Source organism: Curtobacterium pusillum (assembly GCF_007673235.1).
GTDB lineage: Bacteria > Actinomycetota > Actinomycetes > Actinomycetales > Microbacteriaceae > Curtobacterium > Curtobacterium pusillum_C.
On record NZ_VDZH01000001.1, the window covers coordinates 718,993 to 734,148 of the forward strand.

Sequence of the window (15,156 nt, forward strand, 5' to 3'; positions counted from 1 at the left end):
CGTGTCCGCACGCCCTCACGGCGTTGCGGACTCCGGCTTGCCGGCGAGTGTGCCGGGGTCAGACTGGACGAGCAGCGGCGCCATCCGGAACCCGTGCACGTCCCCGCCGTTCATCGGCATCCGGAAGCCGGCGAGCTCCTCGTGCGCACCGGTGTCCGGGTCGACGGACCTGACCGATACCTGCCGCCCGTCGCGGACGACGGCGAGCAGTGCGCGGTCGTCGATCCACCCCGGGTACTCGATGCGCTGGTGTTCGTCGCCCGGGAGCACCGCGACCGGTCGCGTCTCCCGCGACCACGTGCGGAGGACGCAGGTCTCCCGTTCGAGGACGCCGGAGCGGTGCTCCGTCCGGAGCACGAGCAACCGCGAGCCGTCCGGACTGACCGCGCCGGAACCGACGAGTTCGAGCCCGAAGCCCGAGTACCTGCGGGGCCACGACGAGTCCAGGTCGATGAGGTCCAGTCTGCTGAACGGGTTCGCGACCCACCCGAACCCCACTGCGGCCCACCGACGGTCCAGGGAGAACTGCACGCTGGGCCCGGTCAGGTTCGGGCTCAGGCCGACGGCGAACTGGTGCTCGAGCTCCCGCACGTCGCCATCGCGTTCGATCGTCACCACTGCGGTGGCGTCGTAGACGTCGAGTGGAACGGAGTGCACGGTGGCCGACAGCCCAGGACCGCCGTCGAAGACCAGGGTGTTCGGGGGCTGCTCGGGTTCCACCACGACGGATCCGGACACGAGATCGATCCTGCGTCGCTCCGGAACGGGCCCTCGACCCCGGCGCCACGCCGTGTAGCGGGCGGAGGCTCCGTCAGGCGCCAGCTCCCATCCCCCGCAGTCGTCGCCGTCGGCGAACGGGTCGGTGAGACGGACCAGTCCCTGTCCGGGGTCCCACACCCAGATGCCGTCGGCGCCCGTGAGCATCCACGGCACCGGACTGTGTGGTCGGCCGGAGCGTGTCCGGCGCGCGGGGCCGGTCGGACGACGGGTCCGCGTGACGAGATCATCGGGGGTCGGGGCGACGCGTCGGACGATCTCGAGCGGCGCGGCCGCGTACTCGGCGGTGTTCATCACCGCGAGCGCGTCGAAGGTGGACACGTCCCACCGCGGGTCGTTCGCGACGATGCCGTGCCGGAGGGCTTCGCAGTACATCGCTGCGTCGATCGAGGTCCAGTGGTCGCCCGCTTCCTCGTCCATCGCGTGGTACAGGTAGTGATCGATCGCCTTCAGTACCTCGACGGCCGTCCAGGTCTCGCGCTCGGGTGCGGCGTGCTCGTACGGCTCGTGGTCGTCGTCCCAGTCGTGGCGGGCGTCGAACACCGCCTCGTTCTGTCCGACGAGCGCGGCGCCGAGCTCGGCCGCGGAGCCCGCGTCGACCGTCCCGACCACGACGGCGCCGTCCTCTCCGTGGTGGCCCCACCGGAGCGGCCCGCCGAACCGGGGTTGCAGGCCGGCCCAGACCAACACGCGGATGTGTTCGTGGTCGATCAACGAGTTGCTCACGACCACATCGTGGGAGACGGCCGCGCTCCGGCTCGACCCCCAGTCCGGGCTGTCGAGCCACGTGCGTGGGCCGCTCGCCGCGAGCCGCCCGTGTCACCGGTCCCGCAGGACCCGCTCCACGATCGCGTCGAGGCCCTCGTCCGGCCGCAGGGGTCGCTCCGTGACGAAGGGCAGCGGGTCCCAGCCGCGGTACCACTCCCGCATCTGCTCGGGAGTGAACTCCACGGCCTGCGGGCGGCTGCCGTGCCGGACCACGGTCTCGTCGAACGTCAGGTCGAAGGCGTAGAACCGTGCCTCGTCGGCATCACCCGCGATCCGCTCGATCATCGCCGCGTACCGGTCCGCGCGGAGGATGCCCTCGAGCACGACGTGGTGCCCCGCGGCGAGACAGTGCAGCGCAGCCGCTTCGAGGAGGGCCGCGTGCGCCATCCCGTCCGCGACGCCGGCGTCCTGGCGTTCCTTGTAGACGATCCGCCGGAAGTGGTCCTGCCCGAGGACGGCCGTGGGCCAACCCAGCGCACGCTGCAGCGCGGCTGCGACGGTCGACTTGCCGGAGCCCGAGTTCCCACGGATCACGATCAGCACGGGGTTCACGCTACGTCGTCGTCACACGTCGACCCGGTACCCGAGCGCCAGGTCCTCGGCGTTCACCCCGCGGATGCCCCAGTTCACCTTCGGCGTCTCGGTGATCGTGATCTCCACGCTGTGCGGCGCGATGCCCACCTCGGCCGCGATCCGGTCGAAGAGCTGCCGGATGAGCGCCCGCTTCGCGTCGGCGGACCGACCCTCGAACATCGACACCTCGATGATCGTGTAGTCGTCACCGCGGTCCTCCGGGTACACGAAGTCGGCCGGGTCGAGCCCGACGAACCGGTGGAAGCGCTTCTCCGCCGGGTAGTCGAGGGCCGCCACGACCGCGCCGTGGATCGCGTCGGACAGCTGCTGGCGTCGTGCATCGATGGAAGTCCGCCGTCCGTACACGATCACCTGCGCCATAGCGAGACCCTAGCGGGCCGGGCGCGGCGCAGCGCGGCGCGGCTGGCCCTGCGGGAGTGCCAGCAGTTCCGCGCCGACACCGGGTACCGTCACCCCCGTGAACGGAGTCGGAACCCTCGACGAAGCCGGCCGGCTGCGGCTGCTCGGCGCCGGTGTCACGGGCGCCGCGTTCGCCGTCGTGCTCGCCACCCTCGTCATCTCGTCGTGGGCGGGTTCGAGCACCGCGGTCGTGGTCTCGATCGCCATCCCCGCAGCGGTCGCCGGCATCGCGATCGCCGTGGTCCTGCAGCTCCGCGAGTGGCGGGCCGAGGGCGGGTACGCGCGCTCGGTGGTCGTCCGGAACTGGATCGTCGACGGGCAGGTGCCGGCCGGCGTCCCCGCGACGGAGTGGATCCCGCTCGTCCAGGCGCAGGCCGAACGCGAGGCCGCCGGCTGGGGGAAGATCGTCCTCAGCACACTGTGGATCGCGATGACCTGGTCGATGCGCGACCAGCACGGCCCCCTGATCACCACGATGTTGATCGCGCTGTGGATCGGACTCGGCCTCTGGAGCGCCGCATGGGTCATCCCGCGCGCCCGCGCCGCGAAGGCCCTGCTGCGGAACGGCGTCGCGACCGCGAACTGACCGTCGCCCGAGCACCGGGTGACTACGCTCACCGTCATGCAGAGTCGCACCCTCGGCCGTACCGGCCGCCCCGTGTCCGTCGTCGGCCTCGGCACCTGGCAGTTCGGCGGCGACTGGGGTCCCGTCTCCGACGCCGACGCGAACGCCGTCATGGACGCGTCCGTCGAGTCCGGCGTGACCCTCTTCGACACCGCCGACGTCTACGGAGACGGCCGCAGCGAACAGCTGATCGGCGCCTGGCGGACGGCGAACCCCGACGTCCCGCTGACGATCACGACGAAGATGGGTCGGCGAGCCGAGCAGGTCCCTGCGAACTACGTCGCCGCCAACTTCCGCGAGTGGGTCGACCGCTCCCGCCGGAACCTCGGGCAGGACACCCTCGACCTCGTCCAGCTGCACTGCCCACCGACCGCGGTCGTCGAGGACGACGCGGTCCACGACGCCCTCGACGCACTGGTCGCCGACGGCTCCGTCGCCGCCTACGGCGTCAGCGTCGAGACCGCCGACCAGGCGCTCGCCGCGATCGCCCGCCCGGGCGTCGCGACGGTCCAGATCATCCTCAACGCGTTCCGTCTCAAGCCGCTGGACCGCGTGCTGCCGGCCGCCCTGGAGGCACGGGTCGGCATCCTCGCGCGCGTCCCGTTGGCCTCGGGGCTGCTGTCCGGCAAGTACACGGCGGAGACCTCGTTCGCCGAGGTCGACCACCGCAACTACAACCGGCACGGCGAGGCCTTCGACCAGGGCGAGACGTTCAGCGGCGTCGACTTCGAGGACGGCGTCCGCGCCGCCCAGGCGTTCGCGGCGGCCCTGCCCGAGGGTGTCTCGGTGCCGCAGGCCGCGCTCGCGTGGATCATCGCGCAGGACGGTGTGACCGCCGCGATCCCGGGAGCCCGCAACCCGTCGCAGGCGCGCTCGAACGCCGGCGCCGGTGACCTGCCCGAGGTCCCGGGGCTCGACGAGACGGTGCGCGAGCTCTACGACGAGTGGTTCCGCGCCAGCGTGCACGACAAGTGGTGAAGCCGGCGGTCGTCGGGCTGGCGCTGACGGTGCTCACCGTCCTCGCGCTGCTCGTCGGCGGGACGAGCCCGTCAGGCGGGACGACCGCGTCCGCACCCCCGTGGCCGGCACCGACCGACCTGTCCGAGCGCGCCGACGCAGCAGGGCTCCGGAACGTGTGGGGCGAGCGGCTCGCCGAGCACGTCCACACCCACCTGACGATCCTGGACGGAGACGAGCGCGTCACCGTGCCGGCGAACATCGGGCACTCGGACCGGGAACGGTTCGCGGCGCAGCTCCACACGCACGACACCTCGGGCATCCTGCACGTCGAGTCGCCGACCCGGGAGTCGTTCACGCTCGGACAGTTCTTCGACGAGTGGGGCGTCCCGCTGACCGCCTGGCACGTCGGCGGTCTCCGCGGTGAACTGACGGTGTGGGTCGACGGCCGCCGGTACCTCGGCGACCCGCGCTCGATCGACCTGGCGAACCGACGTGAGATCGTGCTCGACGTGACCACTATCGGCGAGGTCCCGCGTCGGCCCGCAGCCTTCGACTGGCCCCCGCAGTACCGCTGAGGTCCGCCGCACCGTCGCGTAGCCTGCTGCCGTGACCACCATCCGGACCGGGACCGACCTCGCCGCCGTGGAGGACGTCATCGCCGGGATCACCGCGCACGGCGAGCGCTACCTGTCCCGCGTGTTCACCGCCCGCGAGCGTGCCGACGCCGGCGACGACCCCGAGCGCCTCGCCGCGCGGTTCGCCGGCAAGGAGGCGGTGCTGAAGCTCCTCCGGCCCGCGGCCACCGACGCCGTCCCCCTGACCGACGTCGCGATCGTGCACGACACCGTCGGCGCCCCCGTGGTCGAGCTCACCGGACGCGCCGCGGAGCTCGCGAACCGGATCGGCTGCGACACCATCGCGATCTCGCTCTCCCACGAGCGCGGGCTCGCCCTCGCGACGGCGGTCGCCCTCACCGCCTCCTGACGCCCTGGGGCCGCCCCGGGGCGGACGGGAGGCACGGTGCGGGGCCGCCCCGCGCCTCCAGGCCGGCGGGAACGCGCGTTCCTTCCCATCGCGCGCGACCTGGGATGCCGAATCGCGCGTAGTGAGCAAGAAGGAACTGCTCCCTACGCGCGGAACGGCCACCTACGCGCGAGACGGCACCCCGCCTGTACGCCCACACAGCCCCACGACGGTGCGTGCGGTTTCGCGCACCCGCACAGCGGTTTTCCGGGCCACCGTCCTCCTTATGGTTGCGGACATGGACCAGGACCCGACCACCTCCGCGACCCCCGTCGCACTCGCCGACCCGACGACCGAACAGGCCGTCCGACGCGCACTCGCTGACCACGGGCGCCTCACCGTCGACGCCATGGACGTGGCCTCGATCGCCGACCTCTACGCGCTCGGGCTGACCTCGCACGCGACCGTGAACGTCATGCTCGCGGTGGAGAACGACCTCGACGTGGAGTTCCCGGACTCGGTGCTGAACCGCTCGACGTTCGCGACCGTGGAGTCGATCGTGGCTGCCGCGGAGCTGGCGCAGTGATCGCGCCGGTCCTCGAACGCCGCGAACCGCGGACCGCTCCGACCGCGCCGGAGCCGGCGAAGGACCGTTTCGCTGCTCGCACCGCACTCGTGGCGGACATCGCCGCGCGCTTCGCCGACGAGGTCGACCGCGACGCTCGTCCCCCGCGCGAGGCGATCGCCGCCATGAAGGAGCACGGGCTCCTCGCCGCCGCGGTCCCGACCGAGCTCGGGGGCGAGGGCGCGACCCTCGCCGAGCTGTCCGTCATCGCGACCGAACTCGGGCGGTCCTGCGCCGCCACGGCGATGGTCTTCGCGATGCACCAGGGCCAGGTGATGGCGCTGTGGCGGCACGGCGGTGCGTCGTGCGGTGTCACGGCGATGATCGAGGCGGTGCGGGCCGGAGCGCTCGTCGCCTCGTCCACCACCGAGCGCGGCATCGGCGGCGACGCCCGACGGAGCACCTGCGCGATCGAGCCGGACGCAGCAGGACGGATCCGGCTCCGCAAGGACGCGCCCGTGATCTCGTACGCGACCGAGGCCGACGCCGTCTTCGTCACCGCTCGTCGGAGCGTCGACGCCGCGGCCTCCGACCAGCGACTCGTGATCTGCCTGCCATCGGAGACCACGCTGACGCAGACCTCGACGTGGGACACCCTCGGGCTCCGCGGCACGTGCAGCAACGGCTGGACGCTCGACGCCGAGACCCACGAGGACAACGTTCTCCGCGACGACTACGCCACGATCTCGGCCCGCACGGTCCTGCCGGTCTCGCACGTGCTCTGGGCGTCGGTGTGGCTCGGCATCGCCGCCGACGCCGCCGACCGTGGACGTCGTGCGGTCCGGAAGCAGGCACGTGCCGCGGTCGGGCAGACGCCGCCCGGCGCGCTCCGGCTCGCCGAGCTCCTCGTCGACCTGCAGGCGCTCGCGGACACGGTCCGTCACGCTGCGGCCCGGTTCGACGCCGTCGCCGACGACGGCGCGGTCCTCGAGTCGAGCAGCTTCGCCCTCGCGGCCAACGCACTCAAGATCGGTGCCTCCGAACGGGTCACCGACCTCGTCACCAAGGCGATGCGGATCGTCGGCATCGCCGGCTTCGCCGCCACCGGACCGCTCAGCGTGGCCCGGCACCTCCGAGACGCCCACGGGGCCGCCGTCATGGTGAGCAACGACCGTCTCCTCCAGAACGACGCCGGACTGGCACTCATGACCGGAGCAATCCTGTGACCATCACCGAACACCCCACGACCGCCCCCGCCGACACCGCCGTCGCCGACTCCGCCGCTGCCCTCGACGCCGCTCGGGCCGCCCTGCGCGCACGACTGCTCGCCGACGGCGTCCTCATCGACCTCGGTTCCCCCGGCCTCTACGGGCGGACCGGCGTCTTCGAGCGCGTGTACACGGCCGTCGACGCCGCCGCCGTCCGGAGCCAGCACGACCTCGACGCCGAGGTCCTCCGCTTCCCGCCGGTCGAGCCCCTCGCCGCGTTCGAACGCACCGACTACATCGCGTCCTTCCCGGACCTCGCCGCGTCGATCTCCGGGTTCACCGGCGACGACCGCACCCACCGCGCACTCCTGGCAGCCCGGGAGCGCGGCGAACGCTGGGAGTCCTTCCTGCAGCCGGCCGACCTGATGCTCACCCCGGCCGTCTGCCACCCGGTCTACGGACTCGTCGGCGACACCGTCCCGCAGGAGGGCCGCTCCTTCGACATCGTCGGCGACTCCTTCCGTCGCGAGCCGTCGCTCGACCCGATGCGCCTGCAGGCCTTCCACATGCACGAGTTCGTGCACATCGGCACCCCGGCGTCCGCCGAGGCACACCGTGACGGCCGGATCCCGATGATGCGCGCGCTGCTCGAGTCGTTCGGGCTCGCGATCGACGTCGTCCCCGCGAACGACCCCTTCTTCGGTCGCGTCGGGCAGATGCTCGCGCGCAACCAGGTCGAGCAGTCCCTCAAGTTCGAGTTCGTCACCCCGGTGTACGGCCCCGACCACGAGCCGACGGCGATCAGCTCGGCGAACCTGCACGAGGACCACTTCGGCACGTCGTTCGGCATCCGGACCGCGGACGGCGCGGTCGCACACAGCGCCTGCCTCGCCTTCGGCCTGGAGCGGATCACGATCGCCCTCTTCGCCGCGCACGGCACCGACCCCGACACGTGGCCGACGGAGGTCCGCACGGCCCTCGCGCTGTGAGCACGCACCACGGCTGGTCGGGATCGCCCGCCCTCCGCGTGGCGGTGCAGCTGCCGCGCGCGGCGCGCGCGGGCGTCGTGATCTGCCCACCGCTCGGGCAGGAGGGCATCATCGCGTACCGCACGCTGCGCCTGCTGGCGGACGGCCTGGAGGCGCGTGGCGTGGCCTCGGTGCGCTACGACCCGTCCGGACGTGGAGACGCCGCGCCCGACACGCGTCCGGACGCGCAGGTCAGGTCGGCTGAGCACGCCGCAGCGCTGCTGCGGTCCGCCGGCGTCGAGCACGTGACGTTCGTCGGGCTCGCGTCGGCGGCGCTCGTCGCTGCCGCGGCGGCAGCGGACGGCGACGGTCTCGTCGTCTGGGACGCCCCGGCCTCCGGCCGTGCGTGGCTGCGCGGGCAGCGTGCCCTCGCTGCCATGACGATCGGTCCGGACCGGGTGGTCGACGGCGTCGAGAGCCTGATCGGCATCGACGTGGACCCCGCCGAGGCGGACGAGCTCGCACGCCTGACGTTCGCAGCCCGACAGGACCCCACGGTGGCGCTCGTGCGCCCCGGCAGTCGTCCGCCGCGCGGGCTCGGCGCGGTCGACACGACCGAGGTGACCGGGAGCGCCGAGCTCCTCGACGGCTCGAGCCTCGTCGCGGTCATCCCGGGGTCCGCGGTCGAGGCGGTCGTCGCGTGGGTCGACGCCTGGGCCCCGACCACAGCACGCCCCGTCGCGCCACCGCCCCTGCACGAGGTCCTCGACGTCGACACCCGCGTGTCCGAACGGATCGTGCGCTTCGGCCCGGACGACCTCTTCGCGATCGAGACGGTCGGCTCCGGCCAGGCCGAGCACGCGCCCGTCGTGGTGCTGCACAACGGCGGCGCCGAACACCGGGTCGGCGTCGCGGACTTCCAGGTCCAGCTCGCCCGGGGTCTCGCGCGCGACGGCGCCCGGGTCGTCCGGGTTGACCGTCGTGGCACCGGCGAGAGCTCCGCCGTGGCCGCGGACGAACGCGCGCTGTTCTACACGCAGGAGTGGCTCGACGATCAGTCCGCCGTCCTCGACGCGCTGGCGACCCCGGCCGAGCAACTCGTGCTCGTCGGGATGTGCGCCGGCGCCTGGCTCGCCGGCCGGGACACCGAGGACCCGCCGCGGCTCGTCGTGGAGATCAGCCCGAACGACTACCGCCGGAACACCGCCCAGCCCGGCACCTACGCGGAGTCCTTCCGCACGGTCGCCCGTCCGTCACCGCTCCGCCTGCGGGTCCGCGGCTGGTGGAACGCGCTCGTCCCGGAACCGGTGCGCGAGCGCGTGGCCCGACGCGGGAGCCACGGCGGGGTCATCGGGCACCTGCGGCCGCTCGTCGAGCACGGCACCGACGTCGTCGTCATCGCCGCACCCGAGGACGCCGAGCTGTTCGACCGCCTCGGCGGTCGTCGTGCCGAACGCCGGTGGTCCGGCGAGGGACGATCCGGCCGACTGCAGGTGGTCCGGGTCGCGGACGGCGACCACGCCATGTTCTCCCCCGTGATGCGCGAGGCGACCCTCGCCGAGGTGCGCTCGCGCGTCGCCGCGGCGTTCCCCGTGCACGCCTGACCGAGGTCAGGCGATGCCGAGCACCCGTGCGACGGCGTCGGGGTGTTCGACGTGCGCGAAGTGCCCGCAGTCGTCGAGCAGCACGGTCCGTACCTGCGGCAGGAGCGCACCCAGGGCGTCGAGGTCCGACACCCGGGCGAACACGTCGTCCCGTCCGGCGACGGCCGTCACCGGGCAGGTGACCGCGCGCCAGCGGTCGAGGTCGTAGGTGGCCGCTGACCGTGCGGCACCGAGGAACGCCGTCGGGCGGAGCTCGTCGACGAAGGCGTCGAGCACGCTCCGGTCCAAGTGCCGCACGTGGGTGAACACCGGCGCGGCCAGGAGCGGGAGCAGCCCCACCCGCGCGAGCCCGCGGAGCACCGGCCGAGCCGTCTCCCGCGTCACGGCGAGCCCGGCCCGGAGCAGGGCGAACGCGGGCAGCCGGAGGACGCCGCGCCAGGGGTGCCGGGCCGCAGCGGCGGTGGCCACCGTCGTGCCCGAGACGAGCGCGACCGAGCGGACGCGTCCGCGAGCGCGCACGGCGAGGTGCATCGCGACGAACGCACCCATCGAGTGCCCCACGACGTCGACGGCGTCGATCCCGAGGGCATCGAGCACCGCGGTCAGCACGTCGACCGCCTCGTCGATGCCGAGCGGCGCAGCGGGCGCCGGCGACGATCCCCAGCCGGGCAGGTCGACCAGCACGAGGCCGCGCCCCGGGACACCCCCGGCGGCCTGCAGCAACGGCGTCCACGTCGACCACGACCCCGCGACGCCGTGCAGGAGCAGCATCGGGTCGGAGCCGACCCGGTGGTGGACGACGACGGGACCGACGCCGGTCGGCACGACCGTCCGGGCGAGGGACCACCTGCCGGGGTCCGCGGACACCGGGAAGGGTGCGTAGGGGTCGACGGCGACCACGCGCTCGCGCGATCCCGTGCCGATGGCGTGCACCGTGCCTCCAGTCCGTCCGACGCGTCAGCGTCTGCCGGAGGGATTCGGAACGCTAGCCGACGGGGACTGGTGCGGTGCAGGCGGCGAGCCGGTCGAGGGCAGCCCTGTACTCCGTGACGTCCCGGGCGACGCCCGGCTCGGAGATGATCGACGCCTTGATACGGCCCTGCACGTCGATCACGAAGGTCGCGCGCGTGGCGAAGCCCTTCTTCTCGAGGAACACGCCGTACTCCTTGGACACGGCACCGTGCGGCCAGAAGTCGGCGAGCAGTTCGAAGTCGTAGCCGTTGGACTCGGCGAACGACCGCAGCGTCGCCTTCGAGTCGACCGAGATACCGATGAGCTCGACCCGCTGGTCCTGGAACATCGCGATGTTGTCCTGCAGGGCGCAGAGCTCGTTCGTGCACGTGGACGAGAACGCGAGCGGGAAGAAGACGAGGGCGACCGGGCGGGAACCGCGGAAGTCGCTGAGGCGGACGTGCTCACCGAACTGGTTCGGGAGTTCGAAGTCCGGCGCGAGTGAGCCGATCTCCAGTGCCATCAGTGCGTTGCTTCTTCCTCGGGCGTGGGGTGTGCCCGGTGTCCTCGCGCACGCACGGGTCGCGTGTGCACGATCGGCAATCGTACGCCGACGCGTCGTGAATGCAAGCACCGGTCACGTTGCGCTCCGTCAGGTGACTCGTCGGTGGTGGGGCCTAGAGTGGACTGCGGTTCCCACCGCCGGTCGCGACCCGATCGATCGGTGGACCACCTATGTCCACCACCACGAGAACGAACGAGGTCAAGGGTGACGGTGAACGACCAGGACCCGTACAGCCACGGCAGCAGCGACCAGGACCCGGAGGAGACCGCCGAGTGGCGTGAGTCCCTCGACGGCCTGGTGCAGACCCACGGCCACCAGCGTGGCCGCGAGATCATGCTGAGCCTGCTCAAGCGGTCCAAGGAACTGCACCTCGGTGTGCCGATGGTCCCGACCACGGACTACGTGAACACCATCGCGCCGGAGAACGAGCCCGAGTTCCCGGGCGACGAGGAGCTCGAGCGCCGCTACCGCCGGTGGATCCGGTGGAACGCCGCGATCACCGTGCACCGCGCACAGCGTCCGGGCATCGCCGTGGGCGGCCACATCTCGACGTACGCGTCGAGCGCCGCCATGTACGAGGTCGGCTACAACCACTTCTTCCGCGCGCAGGACCACGCGTCCGGCGGCGACCAGGTCTTCTTCCAGGGCCACGCCTCCCCCGGCATGTACGCCCGCGCCTACATGGAGGGCCGGCTCAGCGAGGACCAGCTCGACGGCTTCCGGCAGGAGAAGTCCCACGCCGGCGGCGGCCTCTCGTCGTACCCGCACCCGCGCCTCATGCCGCACTTCTGGCAGTTCCCGACCGTGTCGATGGGCATCGGTCCGATCAACGCGATCTACCAGGCACAGCAGGCCAAGTACCTCTCCAACCGCGGCATCAAGGACGCCTCCGACCAGCAGGTCTGGGCGTTCCTCGGCGACGGCGAGATGGACGAGGTCGAGTCGCGCGGTCAGCTCCAGGTCGCCGCGAACGACGGTCTGGACAACCTGAACTTCGTGATCAACTGCAACCTGCAGCGGCTCGACGGCCCGGTCCGCGGCAACGGCAAGATCATCCAGGAGCTCGAGGCGTTCTTCCGCGGCGCGGGCTGGAACGTCATCAAGGTGGTCTGGGGCCGCGAGTGGGACGACCTGCTCGCCCGCGACACCGAGGGCGCGCTCCTCAACCTGATGAACCAGACGCCGGACGGCGACTACCAGACGTACAAGGCCGAGAACGGCGCGTACGTCCGCGAGAACTTCTTCGGGCGCGACCCGAAGGCGCTCGAGCTCGTCAAGGACTACACCGACGACCAGATCTGGAACCTCAAGCGCGGTGGCCACGACTACCGCAAGGTCTACGCCGCGTTCAAGGCCGCGACCGAGCACAAGGGCCAGCCGACGGTCATCCTCGCGAAGACGGTCAAGGGCTACGGCCTGGGCCCGAGCTTCGAGGGTCGCAACGCGACCCACCAGATGAAGAAGCTCACGCTCGACAACCTCAAGCAGTTCCGCGACGAGATGCGCATCCCGATCTCCGACGCGCAGCTCGAGGAGAACCCGTACACGCCGCCGTACTACCACCCGGGCAACGACGACGAGGCGATCCAGTACATGCACGAGCGTCGCCGTGAACTCGGTGGCTACGTGCCGGAACGCCGGACCAAGTACACGTCGATCACCCTCCCCGAGGACGCGAAGTACCAGGTCGTCAAGAAGGGCTCCGGCAAGCAGGAGATCGCCACCACCATGGCGTTCGCCCGACTGCTGAAGGACCTGCTGCGCTCCCCCGACTTCGGCGACCGCGTGGTGCCGATCATCCCGGACGAGGCACGCACGTTCGGGATGGACGCGTACTTCCCGACGGCGAAGATCTACAACCCGAACGGCCAGCACTACACGTCGGTCGACCGTGAGCTCCTCCTGGCCTACAAGGAGAGCCCGCAGGGCCAGATCATCCACGTCGGCATCAACGAGGCGGGCGCCCTCGCGGCGTTCACCGCGGTCGGTACCTCCTACTCGACGCAGGGCGAGCCGCTCATCCCGGTCTACGTCTTCTACTCGATGTTCGGGTTCCAGCGCACCGGCGACGCCATCTGGGCCGCCGGTGACCAGATGACCCGTGGCTTCATGATCGGCGCCACCGCCGGTCGCACGACGCTCACGGGCGAGGGCCTGCAGCACGCCGACGGCCACTCGCTGCTCCTCGCGACGACGAACCCGGCCGTGGTGTCCTACGACCCCGCGTACGGCTACGAGATCGGGCACATCGTCCAGGCCGGCCTCGACCGGATGTACGGCACGAACGAGGACGGCAGCGCGAAGCACGCCGACCCGAACGTCATGTACTACCTGACGGTCTACAACGAGCCGATCGTCCAGCCGGCGGAGCCCGAGGGCATCGACGTGGACGGCATCGTCAAGGGCATGTACCTGCTCAAGCCGAGCGAGCACGACGGCCCCAAGGCCCAGCTGCTCGCGTCGGGTGTCGCCGTGCCGTGGATCCTCGAGGCGCAGCAGCTCCTCGCCGAGGACTGGGGCGTGTCGGCCGACGTCTGGAGCGTCACGAGCTGGGGTGAGCTGTACCGCGACGGTCTGGACGCGGAGCAGCACGCGTTCCTCAACCCGAACGAGGCCCCGCGCACGCCGTACGTCACCGAGCGCCTGCTCGCGACGGAGGGCCCGGTCGTCGCGGTCAGCGACTTCATGCACGCCGTGCAGGAGCAGATCCGGCCGTTCGTGCCGACCGACTACGCCACCCTCGGCGCCGACGGCTTCGGCTTCTCGGACACCCGTCCGGCCGCTCGCCGCTTCTTCCACATCGACGGTCCCTCGGTCGTCGTGCGGACGCTGCAGCAGCTCGCCCGCCAGGGCAAGGTCGACGGCGCACTCGTCCAGCAGGCGATCGACAAGTACCGCCTGCACGACGTGACCGCCGGCACCACGGGCAGCGCCGGCGGCGAGAGCTGATCACCCGGTGACGACACCCCGCACCGACCCTGCCGTGGGCCGGGAGAACGACCGTGAACGGGCGCTCTCCTGGCTCCGGCAGGTGTCGGGCGAACTCTCGACCGCCACCATCAAGCGGCTCGAGGACACCCTCCCGTGGTACAGCGAGATGCCCCCGGGTCGCCGCTCCGCCGTGGGGCTCGTGGCGCAGGCCGGCATCACGTCCTTCATCAGCTGGCTCGAGGGCACCGCGTCCACCCCGTGGATCGCGGCCGCCGACGTGTTCGGGTCCGCGCCCCGCGAACTCCTGCGATCGGTGAGCCTGCAGCAGACGCTCCAGCTCATCCGCGTGGTCGTCACGGTCGTCGAAGAGCGCGCCAAGGACGACGAGATGCTGCAGGAGGCGATCCTCAAGTACTCGCGGGACATCGCCTTCGCAGCGGCCGACGTGTACGCCCGCGCGGCCGAGGCCCGCGGGCTGTGGGACGCCCGACTCGAAGCCCTCGTGGTCGACTCGATCCTCTCCGGCGAGTACGACGACGAGCTGCCGTCCCGCATCGCCGCCCTCGGGTGGCACGGCCACGGCGAGGTCGCGGTCCTGGTCGGCAACGCCCCGAAGCAGCTCGAGGTGGACCAGATCCGCCGGACCGCCCGCCACATGGACGCCGACGTGCTCATCGGCGTGCAGGGTTCGCGGCTCGTCGTGGTCATCGGTCGGGCCACCCCGCGGGACGACGTCCCCGAGGGCGAGGAACCCGTCTCGTTCACCGCGATCGCGCAAGCCCTGGAGCCCTCGTTCGGCGAGGGCCACCTGGTGCTCGGCAACGAGGTCCCCGGCGTGGTCGACGCCTCGACCAGTGCGAAGGGAGCCCTCGCCGGGTTCGCGGTCGCACGGGCGTGGCGTGGTGCACCCCGTCCGGCACTCGCCGACGACCTGCTCCCCGAGCGGGCCCTCGCCGGCGACCCCCTCGCCCGGTCGGCCCTCGTGCAGCGGATCTACGTGCCGCTCAAGGACCAGTCGACCGAGCTCCTGCAGACGCTCTGGTGCTACCTCGACACCGGGCGTTCGCTCGAGGCGACCGCCCGCGAGCTCTTCGTGCACCCGAACACGGTGCGCTACCGGCTCCGTCGCGTGGCGGACATCATCGGGTGGGACGCCACGCACGCGCGGGACGCCCTGATCGTGCAGTCGGCACTCATCCTCGGTGCGATGTCCGAGTCGACCGCCGGGCGGCGTCGCATCCCGCACCGCCGGTGAGCGCCGCCGCTAGGAAATGCACA

At 71.9% G+C, this 15,156-nt stretch carries 15 protein-coding genes; 10 read left to right on the forward strand and 5 right to left on the reverse strand.

Features of this window, described 5'->3' with window-relative positions:
* Positions 1-15: 15 nt before the first annotated feature.
* From FS532_RS03350 to FS532_RS03360, 3 genes are all read right to left on the reverse strand, one after another.
* A complete protein-coding gene (locus tag FS532_RS03350) occupies positions 16-1,503 on the reverse strand; it encodes a hypothetical protein (protein WP_144750275.1) in 1,488 nt (495 codons plus the stop codon).
* A gap of 93 nt (positions 1,504-1,596) precedes the next feature.
* Positions 1,597-2,088: an AAA family ATPase gene (locus FS532_RS03355; protein ID WP_186321889.1), complete on the reverse strand. Its 492-nt coding sequence runs from the start codon at positions 2,086-2,088 to the stop codon at positions 1,597-1,599.
* A 21-nt stretch (positions 2,089-2,109) separates the two neighbouring features.
* Positions 2,110-2,499, reverse strand: a complete 390-nt coding sequence (locus tag FS532_RS03360) for a tautomerase family protein (protein ID WP_144750279.1) — start codon at positions 2,497-2,499, stop codon at positions 2,110-2,112.
* A gap of 97 nt (positions 2,500-2,596) precedes the next feature.
* On the opposite strand from FS532_RS03360, the gene FS532_RS03365 reads away from it, so the two are divergent.
* The 8 genes from FS532_RS03365 to FS532_RS03400 all read left to right on the forward strand — a co-directional run bounded on the left by FS532_RS03365 (position 2,597) and on the right by FS532_RS03400 (position 9,431).
* On the forward strand, positions 2,597-3,124 hold the full coding sequence (locus FS532_RS03365; protein WP_144750281.1) for a hypothetical protein: 528 nt from the start codon (positions 2,597-2,599) through the stop codon (positions 3,122-3,124).
* Positions 3,125-3,160: 36 nt separating this feature from the next.
* Positions 3,161-4,141 (forward strand): aldo/keto reductase, encoded by a 981-nt coding sequence (locus tag FS532_RS03370; RefSeq protein WP_144750283.1) that lies wholly within the window; start codon positions 3,161-3,163, stop codon positions 4,139-4,141.
* On the forward strand, positions 4,135-4,698 hold the full coding sequence (locus FS532_RS03375; RefSeq protein WP_144750285.1) for a hypothetical protein: 564 nt from the start codon (positions 4,135-4,137) through the stop codon (positions 4,696-4,698). The genes FS532_RS03370 and FS532_RS03375 overlap by 7 nt, the downstream gene beginning before the upstream one ends.
* Before the next feature lie 31 nt (positions 4,699-4,729).
* The gene (locus tag FS532_RS03380) at positions 4,730-5,107 is read left to right on the forward strand and encodes a holo-ACP synthase (RefSeq protein ID WP_144750287.1); all 378 of its coding nucleotides are present in this window, start codon (positions 4,730-4,732) and stop codon (positions 5,105-5,107) included.
* A gap of 277 nt (positions 5,108-5,384) precedes the next feature.
* The gene (locus tag FS532_RS03385; protein WP_144750289.1) at positions 5,385-5,672 is read left to right on the forward strand and encodes an acyl carrier protein; all 288 of its coding nucleotides are present in this window, start codon (positions 5,385-5,387) and stop codon (positions 5,670-5,672) included.
* The gene (locus FS532_RS03390) at positions 5,669-6,877 is read left to right on the forward strand and encodes an acyl-CoA dehydrogenase family protein (protein WP_222121926.1); all 1,209 of its coding nucleotides are present in this window, start codon (positions 5,669-5,671) and stop codon (positions 6,875-6,877) included. The genes FS532_RS03385 and FS532_RS03390 overlap by 4 nt, the downstream gene beginning before the upstream one ends.
* On the forward strand, positions 6,874-7,848 hold the full coding sequence (locus FS532_RS03395; protein ID WP_222121927.1) for an amino acid--[acyl-carrier-protein] ligase: 975 nt from the start codon (positions 6,874-6,876) through the stop codon (positions 7,846-7,848). The genes FS532_RS03390 and FS532_RS03395 overlap by 4 nt, the downstream gene beginning before the upstream one ends.
* Positions 7,845-9,431, forward strand: a complete 1,587-nt coding sequence (locus FS532_RS03400) for an alpha/beta fold hydrolase (RefSeq protein WP_144750291.1) — start codon at positions 7,845-7,847, stop codon at positions 9,429-9,431. The genes FS532_RS03395 and FS532_RS03400 overlap by 4 nt, the downstream gene beginning before the upstream one ends.
* Before the next feature lie 6 nt (positions 9,432-9,437).
* Here FS532_RS03400 and FS532_RS03405 read toward each other — a convergent pair whose 3' ends face one another.
* A complete protein-coding gene (locus FS532_RS03405; RefSeq protein ID WP_144750293.1) occupies positions 9,438-10,364 on the reverse strand; it encodes an alpha/beta fold hydrolase in 927 nt (308 codons plus the stop codon).
* 52 nt (positions 10,365-10,416) lie between these two features.
* Complete coding sequence (locus FS532_RS03410; RefSeq protein ID WP_144750295.1) at positions 10,417-10,905, reverse strand: peroxiredoxin; 489 nt, start codon at positions 10,903-10,905, stop codon at positions 10,417-10,419.
* 246 nt (positions 10,906-11,151) lie between these two features.
* Here FS532_RS03410 and aceE point away from each other — a divergent pair, with 246 nt between their 5' ends.
* Together aceE and FS532_RS03420 are read left to right on the forward strand one after the other, a co-directional pair.
* Positions 11,152-13,896 (forward strand): pyruvate dehydrogenase (acetyl-transferring), homodimeric type, encoded by a 2,745-nt coding sequence (gene aceE, locus FS532_RS03415; RefSeq protein ID WP_144750297.1) that lies wholly within the window; start codon positions 11,152-11,154, stop codon positions 13,894-13,896.
* 7 nt (positions 13,897-13,903) lie between these two features.
* The gene (locus FS532_RS03420) at positions 13,904-15,133 is read left to right on the forward strand and encodes a PucR family transcriptional regulator (protein WP_079235784.1); all 1,230 of its coding nucleotides are present in this window, start codon (positions 13,904-13,906) and stop codon (positions 15,131-15,133) included.
* Positions 15,134-15,156: the final 23 nt, after the last annotated feature.